This window comes from Paraburkholderia ginsengiterrae (assembly GCF_001645125.1).
Lineage (GTDB): Bacteria > Pseudomonadota > Gammaproteobacteria > Burkholderiales > Burkholderiaceae > Paraburkholderia > Paraburkholderia ginsengiterrae.
In genome coordinates this window covers 1-15,235 of record NZ_LXKA01000209.1, presented here as the reverse complement: position 1 = coordinate 15,235, position 15,235 = coordinate 1, and the positions used below count along the sequence as shown (strand labels likewise).

Here is a 15,235-nt window from a genome sequence, read left to right as displayed (position 1 = left end):
CATCCGGGTAGTCGCCTTGATGAATCGCTTGCGATGGCCACGATCGTGATCGGCGCAGTTCTGACGGTATATGCCGGACGGGAAATCAGTCACCGACATCGGTAACTCCACAGCCGCGTCGATAACCCGAATGAACCGTGTTCCTGGTGTCGCGGGTGTCGGCCCTGGCGTTCATCGTTGCGATACGTTTCGCCTCCGCGCAAAAGCTCGGCAAGCATCAGGTCAACTTCGAATGAGCAGACAGCCATGATGATAAGGAAAGCTCGCGACGCCGACCTTGGCGGAATACAGACTCTTTTACGCGCGAACGGCTTACCCGTAGAGGACATTTCGATGACGCTCATCGAAGGATTCCTGGTCGCCGAAGATGCACGCGGCTCGCTGGTCGCCAGCGCAGGCCTCGAACTGCTCGGCTCCAGCGTGCTCCTGCGATCGCTGGCTGTCTCCTCGAAGTGGCGCGGTAAAGGTATCGCGCGAGAACTGGTCACGCGGCTCGAAGACATCGCACGCGCGCGTGGCCAACACGAAGTCTGGCTGCTGACAACGACTGCGCAACGATTTTTTGAACGATCTGGGGGAGTGGACAAAATCTGGGGGAGGCACGTCTGGTCTAAACTGCAACGGTTGACGTACTGGGGAGACCGCCATGGAACTGCGATGGAAGATTCTTCTGCAACGACCCGGAACGGACGAGCCGGTCTCGATTTGCTCTTTTAGGCGCCCCGTAAATGGCGCTACACCTGCCGATTTCGGGTTGTCCCTCGCCGAAGGTCGTCAACTCCTCGCAGCGTTGCAACAGCTTGTGACACAAGATCAGATTAACGCCTACGATAAGCTTCGTCGGAACTGCCGGGAATGCGGCGGCTATCGGCGCATCAAGGATTGGCGTTCCCGCACGTTTTCGACGGCACTTGGCAGAGTACAGGTTAAAGTGCCGCGAGTCGTATCCTGCTCGTGCACGCCTGAGCCGTACGATGACAACGGGTACTCTATCAGCCTGCGGTTTTCAGAGTGTTCCATTGAGCCTCTTCTGCCGACGCGACGCACCCCGGAGGTATCATACCTTTGCGCAAAACACGGTGCCTCCGTTTCCTATCGTGAGGCTGCACGTTCCGTCGCCGACATGGCGGGACTGTCGAAGCTATCACACACAACAGTCCGCAAAGATACCGTTCAGTGCGGAGAGTACGTCGAGAACGAACAGTTCCGGATTGGATGGCTCGCTGGCGGACGAAAACGCAACCGCGCCAGCCACCTGCGAATCGCGATCGATGGAACGGTATTGAGCGCCAACCAGTTCCAGGAAAGTCGCAAGTTCGAAGTCATCGCCGGTAGGGTTGAGCGCGACGGACAAATGGCGCGAAGGTTTGTGTCGGCTTTGCAGCGCCCGAGCTTGGCCCGGGTTCTCGTGGCGGGCGCACTCGATCAATGTGGTTGGGTTCCATCAACCCTAATTGACGTGATCTCGGATGGCGCTCGGGGAATGCGCTCACTGGTGACATCGATAGCTCCCCGCGTCTCACCCAGGATTCTCGACTGGTTTCACATCAGCATGAAGTTGCGCGCCATACGATCGGCCGTTTGCGCTTACAACTATTTCTCCAGGCGACCTGAAATTATGCGGCGATCAGAGCGCCTTCTTGTCAGGGTGCGCGACGCGCTATGGCGTGGTCGGGGGGAGACGGCAATCGAGATGCTCCGCACGTTGGCCGCCTCTTTGGCAATCGCCGCAGAAGAACTGACTTTCTTCTATCAACTTGCCTCAGGTACAGCGTATCGGGCAGCCGTCCGTCTGCTCACATTCCTCGAGCACAACAGAAAGGATCTTGTCGACTATCAACGCGCCAGAATGGAAGGACGCCGGGTGTCGTCGGCGTCAGCAGAGTCCGTCATGAATCACTTGATCAATCGTCGTCTCTCAAAGCGGCAACAAATGCGTTGGTCCATGAAGGGAGCTCACTATCTGCTACAGACTCGCGTCGAGCTGCTTGATGGAAGATTGGAAAGCTGCTTTCGAAACCGGTATCCGCACTTCAGATCACCCGAAGCGGTTCGACGCTGAACAAACACTCCCCCACTTTTCGTCCGCTCCCGGCAACTGGTGTCGCAATGCGACGATCTCGACCTGCAGTGACAGCCGCGAGCAGAACCACGTGGCCAGGAACGCGATCAACGCACGGGCGAGGGACGGCATGATTCGGAATCCTCCGGGTGACAACACGGTCAGGAATGACAGAGTGACGTGGCTTGCCCAGACGAGCAACAGAATCGCGAACTTCGAGTTTTCGGGAATGACAGGCAGGTTCGCGTCCCTTGATGTGGAAGCTGATGCTTCCACATCCGCAGGGACAGCGCCACGGCGTGACCTGCGCCGCCGCGAGTTGTTCGAGAAACTCCCACGCTTTCGGTTCGCCGTGCTCCAGCAGCCAACGGGCGAGCGACATTTCGGACGCAGACAGCGGACGGTTTAGTTCCGGAGGAGAACGGCATCGGCGCATCGATGGTCGCCACGATGTTCTCGTCACCATACCTGAAGTCTTGGGTGTCCAGCGATGTGGCTCCATGTTGAGAGAGTCTCTGTGGATCGCCGGATGGCGCTGATGAACAGATGATCGCCGAAAGTCCATCCGCATCCACGTTAGTGGCTTGCTGAGCGCGAGATGCGTGAGATTCAGCACGCGTGCCGCTTTCGTGATACTGCGCCTGGTCATGAGGATATCGAACACGTGAAGCTAATGCAGGTGCGGGCTGGCTTCATTACGCTGTGGAATAGTGTCTATGCCGCCGCGTCCGTAGAGGGATTAATTTGGCGGGCCTAGTGTAGTTGAAGAGAATCAGTTCGCAGTATGCAGTGTCCCTACAGACCGCGAATCTGCTCCATTGCAGGGAAGTCCGCAGGCCGACTCGACATCAGGAGAAGTGGAGTGTCATACGCGCAACGACAGCGGCAAAGCCGACCCCGTGAACTAGAGCGTGAATACGCGTTATTTTCTGTCGGTCTACCGTTGACCGGCATCTCGCCGACTCGGTTCCGCGAGGCGCTGTCACGGGCCGCGATCGCTGCGACCATCGCGGAGACCGACGGACCGAGCGGGCGCGCGGGCGTCACATACTCGGCCATCAGTACGGTCTGCGATACTCCGCCGCCGATCCTTTTCTGCGTGAACCGCGTAAGCGCCGTGAACCGCGTAAGCGCCGTGAACAGCGTCATCGAGGTAAGTGCCGTACCGTCAGTCAACCGCCTCCCTGCCGGGCGGGTGAACATCTCCAGGCATTTTTCGGGCACCGGTCAAGTGTCGATGAGCGAGCGCGTCGCGAGCAACTGCTGGCAGTATTCTCCGACCGGCACGCCATATTTCAACGCTCGCGCAGCCAGAGTAGCTGGCGGGAGAGCATCGCTACCGATGAGCGGCTGCGGAGGCATTTTCCACACAACATCGGCGTCAACGCGTGGTTCGAACGCGAAGAGAAGCAGGACTTTGCACGCTCCACATCATTCCGGAACGGCACACTTAAAGGCGGATATCCACTTGCCGCTGCACGCGTAATCGGCCGGGATTGCGGACCGATGTCGACCTTCAATATTGCGGCGCTTGACGAGGCGATCTTTAGCGGAACCCCGCTGAAGTCGAACTTCCTGTGCGGTCCTAGCTATGGAAATGCCGAAAGGTCTTTTGCTCGCAATCCGCGCCTCTCGTCAGAGGAAGCGTGCACGCTCGCTTAGGCAATCCGGGTTGATGGGCAGACTCATGCGCTTCCTCTAGCGCGCTTTGTTTTTCCATCCAGCATAACGAAATTTATCAACAGCGCCGTGCGATACCAGACGAGCGCGCAGGGGACGCTATGTCTTTTTTCGAGTTTCGTGGCTATTGTCGCTCGGTCGGTATCCCGCTCCGGGTGGGCGCTGCGATTGCATCATGTTGCTGGATAACGACCCTGCATGCGACGGAAGGCGACGGGAGCAACTATCCCATCGGTGTGAACACGCTGCTTTCGGGCGTTCAGCCTCCACCGGGCAATCACATCTATGTCTATTTGCAGGAATACGAGGCGACGACGCTCGTGGGCAACAGTGGGAACCCCTCAGGCAGCGTATCGGAGTTCTCGCTGCATGCGCAGGCGGCTGCATTCAGGTTGTCTCATGTCTGGCGGGATGTAACGTTCCTCGGCGCAACGCTCGAGTCGCGGACGAACATTCCGTTTGTGAATCTCGATCTGCACTTCGACGCGCACACGCCAAAAGGTACGGTCTACAAGAGCGGCAGCGCGACGGGACTGTCGGACCTGACCGTTGGACCGCTCTTCCTCGGCTGGCATTGGGGCAACCTGCATCAGGTGGTAGGCCTCGAATTCTTTCTGCCGACCGGCAGTTACGACGCAAGCCGGCTAGTGAACCCCGGCCGGCACTACTACTCGATGCAGCCGAACTACGCCGTCACGTGGATGCCGGTGCCGAATGTGGAGTTCAGTGCGCGTGCGCTTTACAGCGTGAATTCGGTGAATCACGTAACCGACTATCACTCGGGGAACGAGTTTATCGTCGACTATAACGCCGGGTTCCGCGTTACTCCGATGTGGCAGATCGGGGCGAGCGGATATTTCTATCGACAGGTGACAGACGATACGCAGCACGGGCAGTCGGTAAATGGCAACGGCAACCGCGGACAGGTGTTTGCTGTGGGCCCGTCCATCGCGTACGGAACACGTAAATTCTCCGTGGCGCTCAAGTATCAGCGCGAAACGATGGTCCGCAACCGGCCAGAGGGGAATCGCGTCTGGCTGCAGATGTACATGCCATTCGAATAGGCGTCGTCTGGTTGTCGACCAGCAGTACCCAGCCTTCGTGATCGCATCATCACGCATTTTATTGACCGCCCTTCGGGTGAGATTCGCTTCATTCCGCTACGGAATAGTCTCTATGAGGCGGCATCCGTAGAGTTAAAAGTTTGAGCGGTGTACTGTAGATAAAACAGGACACACGAGGCACCTTGTCATGAATTGAATACGACGAGTGCCCACGTCGTCCGCGTTTCGAGTTATTTGCCGACCCATCCGACTGATCTGAGAGAGGAGTTATTTAACTAATGCGTACAACTAATTTGATCTATACGGGGCCACGTGTGCCCTTCGAGAAAGAGTGTCTGGCGAACCTTGAAGCGGAGGTGTCCTCATGGCAGTCGCGCTGATCACTGGAGCCAGCCGGGGCATTGGTGCGGCCATTGCGATCGCTTTGGCCAAACAGGGATACAAGGTAGTCGTCAACCATCGTTCCAGTGCACCCCAGGCCGAAGACGTGGCCGCGACGATCGTCGCGGCCAGTGGAGAAGCTATGGTGATCAAAGGCGACGTCACTGAGCCAAACGATGTCGCCGCCATGGTGGACGAAATCAGTCAGCAATGGGGTGGAGTCGACGTTCTCGTGCACAACGCGTTGACGCCCTATGACGTCACCTCCTTCGGCAACTTGAGCTGGGAGCAACTCGGCGGCAAGGTGGACTCTGAACTGCGCGCCGCCTTCCTGGCAACGAAGGCCGTTGTGCCAGGAATGATTTCTCGTGGTCACGGGCGGCTGATCTACCTGAGTACCCTGCTGTCGCGTCGTCCGCGTGACGGGATGATTACGCTGGGCACCGCCAAGGCGGCCCTGGATCAGTTCGTGCGATACGTCGCTTTGGAACTGGCGCCCCACGGCATCACCGCCAACCTCGTTGCGCCGACCACGGTGGAGGGCGCTACTTCGGCTGGGCTCATCTCCGCCGAACGGCTGAAGGCGATCGCTGCGTCCATACCGATGGGACGGCTTGCCCGTCCTGACGAAGTGGCCAATACAGTGGCGTATCTGGCAGGTGACGCGTCGGGTTTCACGACCGGTCACTACATCCCCGTAAGCGGCGGCTTTGGAATGGAGTGAGTTCGACGAGTACCCGGATTATGTCTGAGGCTCGGAGAGGCTTTATTTTGCCAATGCGTTTGATTGACTTGACAGAGGTGTTAATTGCCAAAGCTCTCGATTGACCTGACTTACGTCGGGGCCGGTATCCACGAGGAGCTGATCGCGCATGTAGCCGATCAAGAGGGATATTTCGAGGAAGAAGGTGTTCACGTCGCCCTCCGCGACGGAGCCGTATGGAAGACTGAACGTGTGCGCGCGGGCGCAACCATCGGTCTTGGCCGGGCCCTATTGTCGCGAATGACTGACGGCATCGAATGGACGGCCCTAAGCGTCAACACGCACCGACCGCTTTTTTGGTTCGTCGGCGCTAACGGCGTGAAGTCCATGGAGGATCTTCGGGGCCGCCGACTGGCGGTTCACGGGGCCCGCACCGCCCCCGGGGTTTTTGCGCGGATCGTGCTGCGCAAGCACGGGCTGGATCCCGATCGCGACGTGGAATGCGTGCATCGAATCCCGGGCGACTACCAGATGGACCTGCGTCGCCTTCGCGACGGCTCGATTGATGCGGCTTACGTGGGCAGCACGTTATCGGCTGAACAGGTCGCCCGCGAAGAGGGATTTTCTGTGCTGTCCTGGGTGGGCGACCACTTCCAGATCCCCACTGTGGGACTCGCCGTGGACCCTTCGCGCATCTCGCTCGACGATCCAGCCCTGCAAGCTATGGTGCGGGCCTACAAGCGGTCGCTCAAAACGATCGCCGAACAGCCCAGCCTCGCCGTCGAACACATCGCATCGATGTTGAACCGACTGACCAACGCAGAAGCGGAGCAACACTACGAGCGGTACATCCGTCCGCATTTCACTTCCGATGGTCGCGTGGACCTCAAAGTTGCCAAAGCGGGGGTCGCTGCTGTCGCCGCGGAACTCGGCGTCCCTGCGGGAACCGCCGACCAGATGTTCCTGACGACCTTGTAAGCCGGCCGCTGCCTGAACTGGGGCGCAAGTAATCTTCCATCTGGAGACGTGTTATGCCCAACACGCAGAAAAGACAAGAATTAGCTGCCGATTTCGCAATTGCCACGCCGCCGAGAAATCTGCCAGAGACAGTATCTGCCGAAGTGAGCGCGACTGAGATGAGGGAGGCGCTTTCCAAAGCAATCACTCCCGTGACTATCCTCGCCACTGACGGCCCGGGTGGCAGAGCTGGCGTTACCTGCTCTGCAGTCTGCTCAGTGTGTGACACGCCTCCGACTGTGCTGGTTTGCGTCAACCGCAACAGCTTCGCTAACGGCGTGATCAAAGCGAACGGGATACTCACTGTGAACTGGCTGAGTGCAGATCAGAGTGAACTGTCCCAGCTCTTCGCGGGCGTTGGTGGGCTGTCAATGCCAGAACGGTTTGAGAGGAGTCAGTGGGGAATCCTGGCAAGCGGCGCACCCTACTGCAAGGAAGCAATGATGACGCTCGACTGTCGTGTCGCAGATGCTATTGAGGTTGGGACGCACAGCCTCATTTTCGCGCGCGTTATCGCGACCACCAAAGCAGAAGAGCGCCACCCCCTCGCTTACTATCAGCGCGCTTACGCAACAACCCGGCCCGCAACACTTTAACCAGTCGTTTTCAATTAAATACTCGAAGGAAAAAGTCATGATCCGAACCGGTCGTCAATACCTCGAATCCCTGAATGACGGGCGTCAAGTCTGGGTGGGAAACGAGAAGATCGACAACATCGCGACGCACCCGAAAACGCGTGACTATGCTCAGCGTCACGCAGATTTCTATGACTTGCATCATCGCCCCGATTTGCAAGACGTCGTGACCTTTATCGACGAGAATGGCAAACGCCGTTCAATGCAATGGTTCGGTCATCACAATAAGGACCAACTCCGGCGTAAGCGCAAGTACCACGAGACCGTGATGCGCGAAATGGCTGGTGCATCCTTTCCCCGTAGTCCAGATGTGAACAACTACGTACTGCAGACTTATCTGGACGATCCGACGCCATGGGAAACCCAATCTATCGGTGCGGAAGGTCACATCAAAGCGAAGAATATCGTTAATTTTGTCAACTTTGCGAAGGACAACGACTTTAACTGCGCACCGCAATTTGTCGACCCGCAAATGGACCGGTCCAACCCGGAAGCACAGGCACGCTCGCCGGGTCTCCGTATAGTCGAAAAGAACGAGAAGGGAATCGTTGTCAACGGTATCAAGGCGATCGGCACTGGCGTCGCTTTTGCCGATTGGATCCATATCGGCGTATTTTTCCGTCCTGGCATTCCCGGCGAGCAGGTTATTTTCGCAGCGACTCCCGTCAATGCCAAAGGGGTGACGATCGTCTGTCGTGAAGGCGTGGTGAAGGATGATCCAATCGAACACCCGCTGGCCTCCCAAGGCGATGAACTCGACGGCATGACGCTTTTCGAAAATGTCTTCATTCCGTGGTCGCATGTCTTCCATATCGGCAATCCTGAACATGCCAAGCTTTACCCGCAACGAGTCTTCGACTGGCTGCATTACCATGCGCTGGTTCGCCAGATGGTGCGCGCTGAGCTGATGGCCGGACTGGCCGTGCTGATCACCGAGCATATTGGAACCAACAAGATTCCGGCTGTCATGACCCGGGTCGCGAAACTGATTGGTTTTCACCAGGCGATGCTAGCCCACGTTATCGCGGCGGAGGAATTGGGCTTTCACACGCCCGGCGGACACTACAAGCCGAATATTCTGATCTACGACTTTGGCCGCGCGCTCTATCTCGAGAACTTCTCGCAGATGATCTACGAGCTGGTCGACCTTTCCGGGCGTAGTGCTCTTATCTTCGCCAGCGAAGATCAATGGAATGATGCGACGCTCAATCCGTGGTTTGAACGCTTGAACAGCGGACCCGTCGGCAAACCGCATGACCGCGTTCAGATCGGCCGGGTGATCCGTGACCTGTTCCTGACGGACTGGGGTAGCCGCCTGTTCGTTTTCGAAAACTTCAACGGCACGCCGCTGCAAGCGATTCGCACGCTGACCATGCAACGCGCGGAATTTTCTGGTTCGGGCCCGTATGCAAGACTCGCTCGCCGGGTTTGTGGAATCGAGTCTGAGATCGACGAGAACAGCGATTACAAAGTGACGGCCGACTACGCCAAAGCGCTTGACTCGGCACGGCATCAAGAATCGCTGGCACTCAGCGGCACTATGTCCATCTGACGCGCAGTCAGCCTAAGTTCCTGAGTTACGTGCGCTACGTGCGATGTAAGTACCGTGCTTTTGCACGGTACTGTTTTTCTCCAGGGGGTGACGCACTATGGTTGATGAGAATTTTTTGGACCGTGTGTTTCGCAAGGGTCGAAGCCAGAACGGGTGGCTTGATGAGCCGGTCTCGGACGAGCAGTTGAAACAAGTGTACGAGTTGATGAAGTGGGGTCCCACTTCACTGAATTGTTCGCCGGCTCGGATCGTTTTCGTGCGCAGTGAAGCCGGCAAGGAAGAACTGAAGGACGCTCTCAGTCCGGGGAATGTAGTTAAGACTATGACGGCGCCAGTGCTGGCGGTTGTCGGCTACGAGACGCGTTTCTACGAGGATCTGCCGAGGCTCTTTCCGCATAACCCCACTGTCAAGGCCTGGTTCGAAGGCGAAGCGAAGATCGGGTTCGCTGAAACAACTGCATTTCGCAATGGGACCTTGCAGGGTGGATATCTGATCGCGGCGGCACGGGCGGTTGGTCTGGACTGCGGCCCGATGTCCGGTTTCGACAATGCAAAGGTTGACGCCACAGTGTTCGCTGGCACATCGATCAAGTCGAACTTCATTTGCGGCATTGGTCGCGGGGACCCTTCCAGGTTGTTTCCTCGCAGCCCACGGCTCTCTTTTGACGAAGTCTGCAAGGTAATTTGATCCGCTATTGATGAGGCTTACGGGAGTCTTCCATGATAGTCATCCACAATCCAAGTGAATTCCATTTGTCCGGGTCGGCCGTGTCGATCGGGATGTTCGATGGCGTTCACCGTGGGCACAGGCGCGTTCTGCGGACGCTGCGAGATCAAGGACGGGTCTTGCAGCTTCCTACTGTTTTGGTCACATTTGATCCTCACCCGCTTGCCACGTTGCGTCCCGAATCCTGCCCACCGCTCTTGTCGACCCTTGAAGGTCGTATGGATTTGTTAGCGTCCACCGGACATGTCGACTACTGCCTCGTTCTGAAATTTGATCGGCAGCGAAGCGGGGAATCGACAGATGATTTTGTGCGGGGGACTTTGGTTGACAAGCTGGGCATGCGTTCACTGATCGTCGGCGAGAATTTCGCCTGTGGCAGTGGTCGACAAGGGAATATCACGTATTTGGGCAATCTTGGTGGTTGCCTCGGGTTTGACGTACGTCCCGTGCCGCTGCGGCTGAATACGTACATTGAGAACGGTGCGTATTGTTCGTCAAGCGAAACACGGCGGCTAGTCCAGCAAGGCGATATTGGTGGTGCAAATGCAATGCTAGATCGCCCGCACGAGCTGTCGGGGACGGTGTTCGGCCCGAGTGATTCTGCTTGCCGCGTGATCGACCTCCTGGTACCCGGCGATTTGTGTTCACCGCCGATGGGGGATTATGCCGGAACGGTAAAAAAGCAGCATGTTGCGGCGCCCTGGATCGACGCTATCTTGCAGGTTCGAGAGCAACATTCACAGATTGGCGCGCGCACGGTGCGTTTGCTTGTTGAGAAGGACACGCAAATTGCCCTCGGTGACGCGATGACCGTCCGATTCCATGATCGGGCGAGATCGGCGACAAGCCGCTTCGCATTCAGCACGATGGCCTTGACGTGAGCCAGCGAGAAGCATCATGAACGAATTTATTTTTACGAGCCATCCGCAGCGAGTTGTATTTGGAATCGGTGCTCTGGGCCGGATCGAAGCGGAAGTCGACCTGCTTGGCGCGCGTCATGCACTCATACTCGCGACACCTGATCAACGTCGAGATGCAGCACGGATAGCAGGGATTCTCGGGTCTCGTGTCGCCGGCGTGTTCGACAGGGCGGCTATGCATGTACCGGTCGAGGTTGCGCGCGAAGCACGCGAGCTAGCGCGTCGTCTTGACGCCGACTGCGCTATAGCAATCGGCGGTGGTTCGACGATAGGACTCGGAAAAGCGATAGCACTGGAGTCGGACCTTCCGATCCTTGCTATTCCGACTACCTATGCTGGTTCTGAAATGACGCCGATCTACGGTATAACCGAAGCGGGGCTAAAAAAGACCGGTCGCGATATCCGTGTCATGCCAAAGACAGTGATCTACGATCCCGAACTTACATACTCGCTGCCAGTATCGTTGAGCGTTAGCAGCGGGATCAATGCGATTGCTCATGCGGCGGAAGGTCTTTACGCCATGGATGCCAACCCGATCACAGATCTGATGGCGGCCGAGGGCATCGCTGCCATCGGACGAGCGCTGCCCCTACTGACGCTCGACGCCGAAGATGCGCACGTTCGGCGGGCGCGTGCGGATGCGCTCTACGGCGCCTGGCTGTGTGGATCGGTGCTAGGGAGCGTGGGTATGTCTCTGCATCATAAACTTTGCCATACGTTAGGCGGTAGCTTCAACCTGCCGCATGCAGAAACCCACACTATCGTTTTGCCGCATGCACTCGCCTACAACGCGACGGCCGCCTCGCGTGCGATGAAGCGCATCGCGCGTGCGCTAAACGGCACTAGCGCACCGCAAGCCATTTTCGATCTGGCGAAGATGAACGGCGCACCGTTGGCACTGAAGGATATCGGAATGAAAGCGTCAGAACTCGACAAGGCGTGCGCGATTGCGCTGGAAAATCAATACCCCAATCCTCGGCCACTAGAGAGAGTGGCAATAAGACAGTTGCTACAAGACGCATACGAGGGTGCGCGACCGCAGATCTGATTGCACGATCCGCGGCAGACGGCGTTATGAATCTCTTCGCCTCGCTCGATGGCCGCTATCAACGTACGGGTTGGCGGTGGTTCACCAACACACCAAACAATTGGAGACAAACATGCGCAACCTCAATGAACAGACTGTCACGCAAGCAGTGGTCAATCTCTTATCCGGCACCCCGGATCCTCGCTTGAAATTCGTACTCACCAGCCTCATCACGCATCTGCATAACTTCGCGCGGGATGTCAAACTAACAGAGAAAGAGTTGCTGGCGGGGATTTCCTTTCTAACCGCGACGGGGCAAAAATGTGACGACAAGCGGCAGGAATTCATTTTGTTGAGTGACGTCCTCGGGTTGTCGATGTTGACCGTTGCGATGAACAACGAAAAGCCGGAAGGTTGCACGGAATCGACTGTTTTTGGGCCGTTCCACGTAGAAGGCGCGCCCGTGTATGAGAACGGTGCCGACATCGCCAATGGCGCGGTTGGCGAACCTTGCCTCGTACGAGGCACCGTGAAGGATCGCAACGGCGCACCGATTGCAGGGGCAGTGTTGGAGGTTTGGCAGGCCGACGCTGCCGGGAACTATGACGTTCAGTATCCGGATCTCGAGACCCATCAAGCTAGAGGCGTACTCACGTCCCAAGACGACGGTAGTTTTGAATTTCGCACGGTTGTCGCTGTCGCATACCCGATTCCGGTCGATGGCCCAGTGGGCGATTTGCTGCGTGCTACCGAGCGCCACCCTTGGCGCCCCGCCCACCTTCATTTCATGATCAAGGCGAAAAATTACGAGACGTTGGTCACGCACGTATTTCGTAACGGCGACCGATATCTGGATTCCGATGCTGTTTTTGGCGTACGACAAACGTTGGTAGCCGACTGGATCAAGCAGCCTGACGGTGGCTACACGTTGACTTACGATTTCGTCCTAAACCCCGTGGGCTAAGGCAACTCGTATTCGCGTCATCTTGATCGATGGGTAGCGCACGCGTCAGGTCTGCATTGGATTTCCATTCAATGCAGACTTGAATGTGCTCTCGCTTTACCCGGGCGTCGAAAACAGCGTGCGAAACACATTTCGAAGCCATTGGTTGCCGGGTTCGAGGTGACATCGATCGTGCCAGTACTGAGCGATTTGGAGTTTGGGCAATGCGATTGGCGGCTCAACCACTTGCAGGTCGAGGTCGTGACTCATCGCAACGGCAAGAGTCTTTGGCATCGTGGCGATCACGTCGGAGTGTTTAGCGATCAGCGCGGCCGAAGTAAAGACGGGGACGCGGCACACTATGTTCCTACGAGGCACTTCGGACTCGATGAGCCGCTCAATTGACAAATGTTCGTGCCCGGTACCTAGTGCGGACACGAGCGCGTGCTTCTCCGCGACAAACTGTGCTTTGCTCGGATGCGTGCCGATGCGCGGATGGTCTTTGCGCGTAACGCTTACGTAGGTCTCGGTCCACAGCGGTAGACGCCGAATACCCATTGTCAGCGAGGGGAAGGAGCCAATTGCCAGGTCGACGAGGCCCGATTCAAGCCACAGATCGAGGTGTTGCGCGTCGCACGGAATCGACTGTACGCATACGCCCGGCGCTTCAGCGGCCAGGTAGTTCAACAGCGCTGGGAAGATTTTTACCACACCCGCATCAACAAGAAAGAAGCTGAATTTACGCGTTGACGTCTTTGGAACGAATGACGCGTGCTCCGAACGCAGCGCGCGAATTCTTTTTAATATCGCCCTCACGGATTCTGCGAGTTCGAGCGCCTTCGGTGTGGGCTCCATGCGCAGCGCTACGCGCACAAAAAGCGGGTCGCCAAAATAGAGTCGTAGTCGAGCCAGCGTCTTGCTCAAGGCGGGCTGAGAGAGATTTAGCACGCGCGCGGCTTTGGTCAGACTGTGTTCGGTCAGCAGTACGTCTAATACTTGCAAGTGGTGGAGATCGAGTTCGATATCGCCTTCATTTCTCTGTGGAATAGTGTCCATGCGGCAGCGGCCCTATGATACGGATTTGGTGAGTCAACTGTAGCCGATCCGAAAATCGGTGCCACTCGGAGTATTCACCAACTTGTAGCACTTCCCGTGAAATCGGCTTTGTTCGGAAGGTGAGGAGCTCCCGTCTGCAGACGCGACTTTTTAACGGAAACGGGTCTGCCGAATGAATTCCACAGGTTGATGATGTTGGCGATGACAACGCCTTCACGGTTCTGTGATTCGAGTTTTTGCGTCAGTGGTTTTGCGGCAATGCATCGCTTAATGCGCGAGATCTGCGCTTCAACTCCCTGCACCGCGCCACTCTTCCGACACCCTCTTCGGGTCGGTAAGGTATGCCTCGTATCGTTCCCCAACGTAAGGAGCATTGCCTTCAAACAGGAAGGAGGTACTCCGACTCCGCATCATCGTGATGGCTCTGTCCTCAGTCGGGCTCATGCCTGTATCTGCCACGAATTTTCCCAAGGCAGCACCCGTTACCGCCTTGGTCAACCCAACGCGTCCACAGGTACACGAAGACAAAGACAAAGATCCGAATTCGAAAGAAGGTTAGGTTCAGTGCCGTCCAGTCCGCGTCAATTTGTGCAAGACCCCGTGACTCAAGTCACCACGGTCCTGTGCCCGGCAGGACCAGCAATCTTCTGACTGGCGATTGGAAGAGTTTACGCTTTATGGGTTTTCGCTGACGCTCTAGTTGTGATGGTTTGGGGACATTTCCTGCTCATTTTCGGCCATCACGTCAAAATCTCCAGAATCTCGTGTATCTGCAAGGTCGAACAGTTTTGCCACGTAAAAGGCTCTGACGGCTGACTGAGCTTGCCAGGCAGCCGATACGATTCCAAATTGGGCAGGCGCGCTGCCCCAGAGTCCTAAAAAACGAGGTCGGCTCGCCGAAAACGGCTGTCAATCTTGCCCTACGCGGCGATTGGGATTGAACAGGATCGCGGCGAAAACGCGCCGCGCTGGCCTTAATCGCGCAACAGTTGACCAGCACTGAACCGTCCGGATGCTTGTCACATAGTGTGCAATCACTTGCGCAGCATGCGCGGGGCGAACGAGTTCCAGCAGTTCACGTAGAAGGGTTTCGGGCTCAAGGTCGGACGTATCTATTGGGAGTCGGCGATCGCAGTTAGGCGCGAAGGTCAAATCGCGAAGCGCTGCATGGAGGTGCGGGCGATGACTCGACATTGAACGGTAGCGAGCCAATACCTGCTGACCGAGTCCGAGGGTCCGAAATACCTGACATTCGCCGCAGCCGAGATGCGAATGTCGGGAAAGCAACCTGTAACTGCCTCACAAACGACGATGCCTGAAGGTCGGCAATGGCCGAACGGACTAAACCGCTCGCGCGGTATGGGGCTCCGTCCCGCCTCTGGCGGCGATTGAGAGGTTAGTGGCGCCGGTGCTTATGTTGGTGACTGAGGCAATCCGCCTCGTTCTCCAGCAGGAGCCCCATCATGAC

Annotated in this window: 15 protein-coding genes; 12 read left to right on the top strand and 3 right to left on the bottom strand. The window is 57.1% G+C overall.

Annotated elements, in window-relative coordinates; all coding sequences use genetic code 11:
• Positions 1-333 precede the first annotated feature (333 nt).
• From A6V37_RS15570 to A6V37_RS15510, 12 genes are all read left to right on the top strand, one after another.
• The gene (locus tag A6V37_RS15570) at positions 334-717 is read left to right on the top strand and encodes a GNAT family N-acetyltransferase (protein ID WP_165614466.1); all 384 of its coding nucleotides are present in this window, start codon (positions 334-336) and stop codon (positions 715-717) included.
• Complete coding sequence (locus A6V37_RS39175) at positions 647-2,062, top strand: ISKra4 family transposase (protein ID WP_075643495.1); 1,416 nt, start codon at positions 647-649, stop codon at positions 2,060-2,062. The genes A6V37_RS15570 and A6V37_RS39175 overlap by 71 nt, the downstream gene beginning before the upstream one ends.
• A gap of 784 nt (positions 2,063-2,846) precedes the next feature.
• Positions 2,847-3,548 carry a flavin reductase gene (locus tag A6V37_RS43175; protein WP_082902790.1) on the top strand — a complete coding sequence of 234 codons (702 nt, stop codon included), beginning with the start codon at positions 2,847-2,849 and terminating at the stop codon, positions 3,546-3,548.
• A 430-nt stretch (positions 3,549-3,978) separates the two neighbouring features.
• Positions 3,979-4,806: a SphA family protein gene (locus A6V37_RS15550; RefSeq protein ID WP_242665870.1), complete on the top strand. Its 828-nt coding sequence runs from the start codon at positions 3,979-3,981 to the stop codon at positions 4,804-4,806.
• 364 nt (positions 4,807-5,170) lie between these two features.
• Positions 5,171-5,911 carry an SDR family oxidoreductase gene (locus tag A6V37_RS15545; protein WP_064286122.1) on the top strand — a complete coding sequence of 247 codons (741 nt, stop codon included), beginning with the start codon at positions 5,171-5,173 and terminating at the stop codon, positions 5,909-5,911.
• Between the two features lie 84 nt (positions 5,912-5,995).
• Positions 5,996-6,868: an ABC transporter substrate-binding protein gene (locus A6V37_RS15540; RefSeq protein WP_064269983.1), complete on the top strand. Its 873-nt coding sequence runs from the start codon at positions 5,996-5,998 to the stop codon at positions 6,866-6,868.
• Between the two features lie 53 nt (positions 6,869-6,921).
• Positions 6,922-7,503 (top strand): flavin reductase, encoded by a 582-nt coding sequence (locus A6V37_RS15535; RefSeq protein ID WP_064269982.1) that lies wholly within the window; start codon positions 6,922-6,924, stop codon positions 7,501-7,503.
• A gap of 37 nt (positions 7,504-7,540) precedes the next feature.
• Positions 7,541-9,094 carry a 4-hydroxyphenylacetate 3-hydroxylase N-terminal domain-containing protein gene (locus A6V37_RS15530; protein WP_064269981.1) on the top strand — a complete coding sequence of 518 codons (1,554 nt, stop codon included), beginning with the start codon at positions 7,541-7,543 and terminating at the stop codon, positions 9,092-9,094.
• A gap of 97 nt (positions 9,095-9,191) precedes the next feature.
• Positions 9,192-9,782, top strand: a complete 591-nt coding sequence (locus A6V37_RS15525) for a malonic semialdehyde reductase (RefSeq protein WP_064269980.1) — start codon at positions 9,192-9,194, stop codon at positions 9,780-9,782.
• Positions 9,783-9,814: 32 nt separating this feature from the next.
• Positions 9,815-10,702, top strand: a complete 888-nt coding sequence (locus A6V37_RS15520) for an FAD synthetase family protein (protein WP_064269979.1) — start codon at positions 9,815-9,817, stop codon at positions 10,700-10,702.
• Between the two features lie 16 nt (positions 10,703-10,718).
• Positions 10,719-11,789 carry a maleylacetate reductase gene (locus A6V37_RS15515; RefSeq protein ID WP_064269978.1) on the top strand — a complete coding sequence of 357 codons (1,071 nt, stop codon included), beginning with the start codon at positions 10,719-10,721 and terminating at the stop codon, positions 11,787-11,789.
• 112 nt (positions 11,790-11,901) lie between these two features.
• Entirely contained in the window at positions 11,902-12,732 is an 831-nt protein-coding gene (locus A6V37_RS15510; RefSeq protein ID WP_064269977.1) for an intradiol ring-cleavage dioxygenase, read from the top strand.
• A gap of 96 nt (positions 12,733-12,828) precedes the next feature.
• Here the strand turns inward: A6V37_RS15510 and A6V37_RS15505 are convergent, their stop codons facing one another.
• The 3 genes from A6V37_RS15505 to A6V37_RS43170 form a co-directional block, all read right to left on the bottom strand.
• Positions 12,829-13,767, bottom strand: coding sequence for a LysR family transcriptional regulator (locus A6V37_RS15505; RefSeq protein ID WP_064269976.1), 939 nt, complete (start codon positions 13,765-13,767; stop codon positions 12,829-12,831).
• A 74-nt stretch (positions 13,768-13,841) separates the two neighbouring features.
• Complete coding sequence (locus A6V37_RS39160) at positions 13,842-14,069, bottom strand: hypothetical protein (protein WP_100249422.1); 228 nt, start codon at positions 14,067-14,069, stop codon at positions 13,842-13,844.
• A complete protein-coding gene (locus A6V37_RS43170) occupies positions 14,056-14,178 on the bottom strand; it encodes a 2-oxoglutarate dehydrogenase E1 subunit family protein (protein WP_075643501.1) in 123 nt (40 codons plus the stop codon). Before A6V37_RS43170 ends, A6V37_RS39160 begins: the two co-directional genes overlap by 14 nt.
• Positions 14,179-15,235: the final 1,057 nt, after the last annotated feature.

Bases quoted from the DNA above. Each gene is read 5' to 3' on its own strand.
- A6V37_RS15570 (WP_165614466.1), top strand. From the start codon at position 334: ATGACGCTCATCGAAGGATTCCTGGTCGCCGAAGATGCACGCGGCTCG.
- A6V37_RS39175 (WP_075643495.1), top strand. From the start codon at position 647: ATGGAACTGCGATGGAAGATTCTTCTGCAACGACCCGGAACGGACGAG.
- A6V37_RS43175 (WP_082902790.1), top strand. From the start codon at position 2,847: ATGCAGTGTCCCTACAGACCGCGAATCTGCTCCATTGCAGGGAAGTCC.
- A6V37_RS15545 (WP_064286122.1), top strand. From the start codon at position 5,171: ATGGCAGTCGCGCTGATCACTGGAGCCAGCCGGGGCATTGGTGCGGCC.
- A6V37_RS15535 (WP_064269982.1), top strand. From the start codon at position 6,922: ATGCCCAACACGCAGAAAAGACAAGAATTAGCTGCCGATTTCGCAATT.
- A6V37_RS15530 (WP_064269981.1), top strand. From the start codon at position 7,541: ATGATCCGAACCGGTCGTCAATACCTCGAATCCCTGAATGACGGGCGT.
- A6V37_RS15525 (WP_064269980.1), top strand. From the start codon at position 9,192: ATGGTTGATGAGAATTTTTTGGACCGTGTGTTTCGCAAGGGTCGAAGC.
- A6V37_RS15520 (WP_064269979.1), top strand. From the start codon at position 9,815: ATGATAGTCATCCACAATCCAAGTGAATTCCATTTGTCCGGGTCGGCC.
- A6V37_RS15515 (WP_064269978.1), top strand. From the start codon at position 10,719: ATGAACGAATTTATTTTTACGAGCCATCCGCAGCGAGTTGTATTTGGA.
- A6V37_RS15510 (WP_064269977.1), top strand. From the start codon at position 11,902: ATGCGCAACCTCAATGAACAGACTGTCACGCAAGCAGTGGTCAATCTC.
- A6V37_RS15505 (WP_064269976.1), bottom strand. From the start codon at position 13,767: ATGGACACTATTCCACAGAGAAATGAAGGCGATATCGAACTCGATCTC.
- A6V37_RS43170 (WP_075643501.1), bottom strand. From the start codon at position 14,178: ATGCGGAGTCGGAGTACCTCCTTCCTGTTTGAAGGCAATGCTCCTTAC.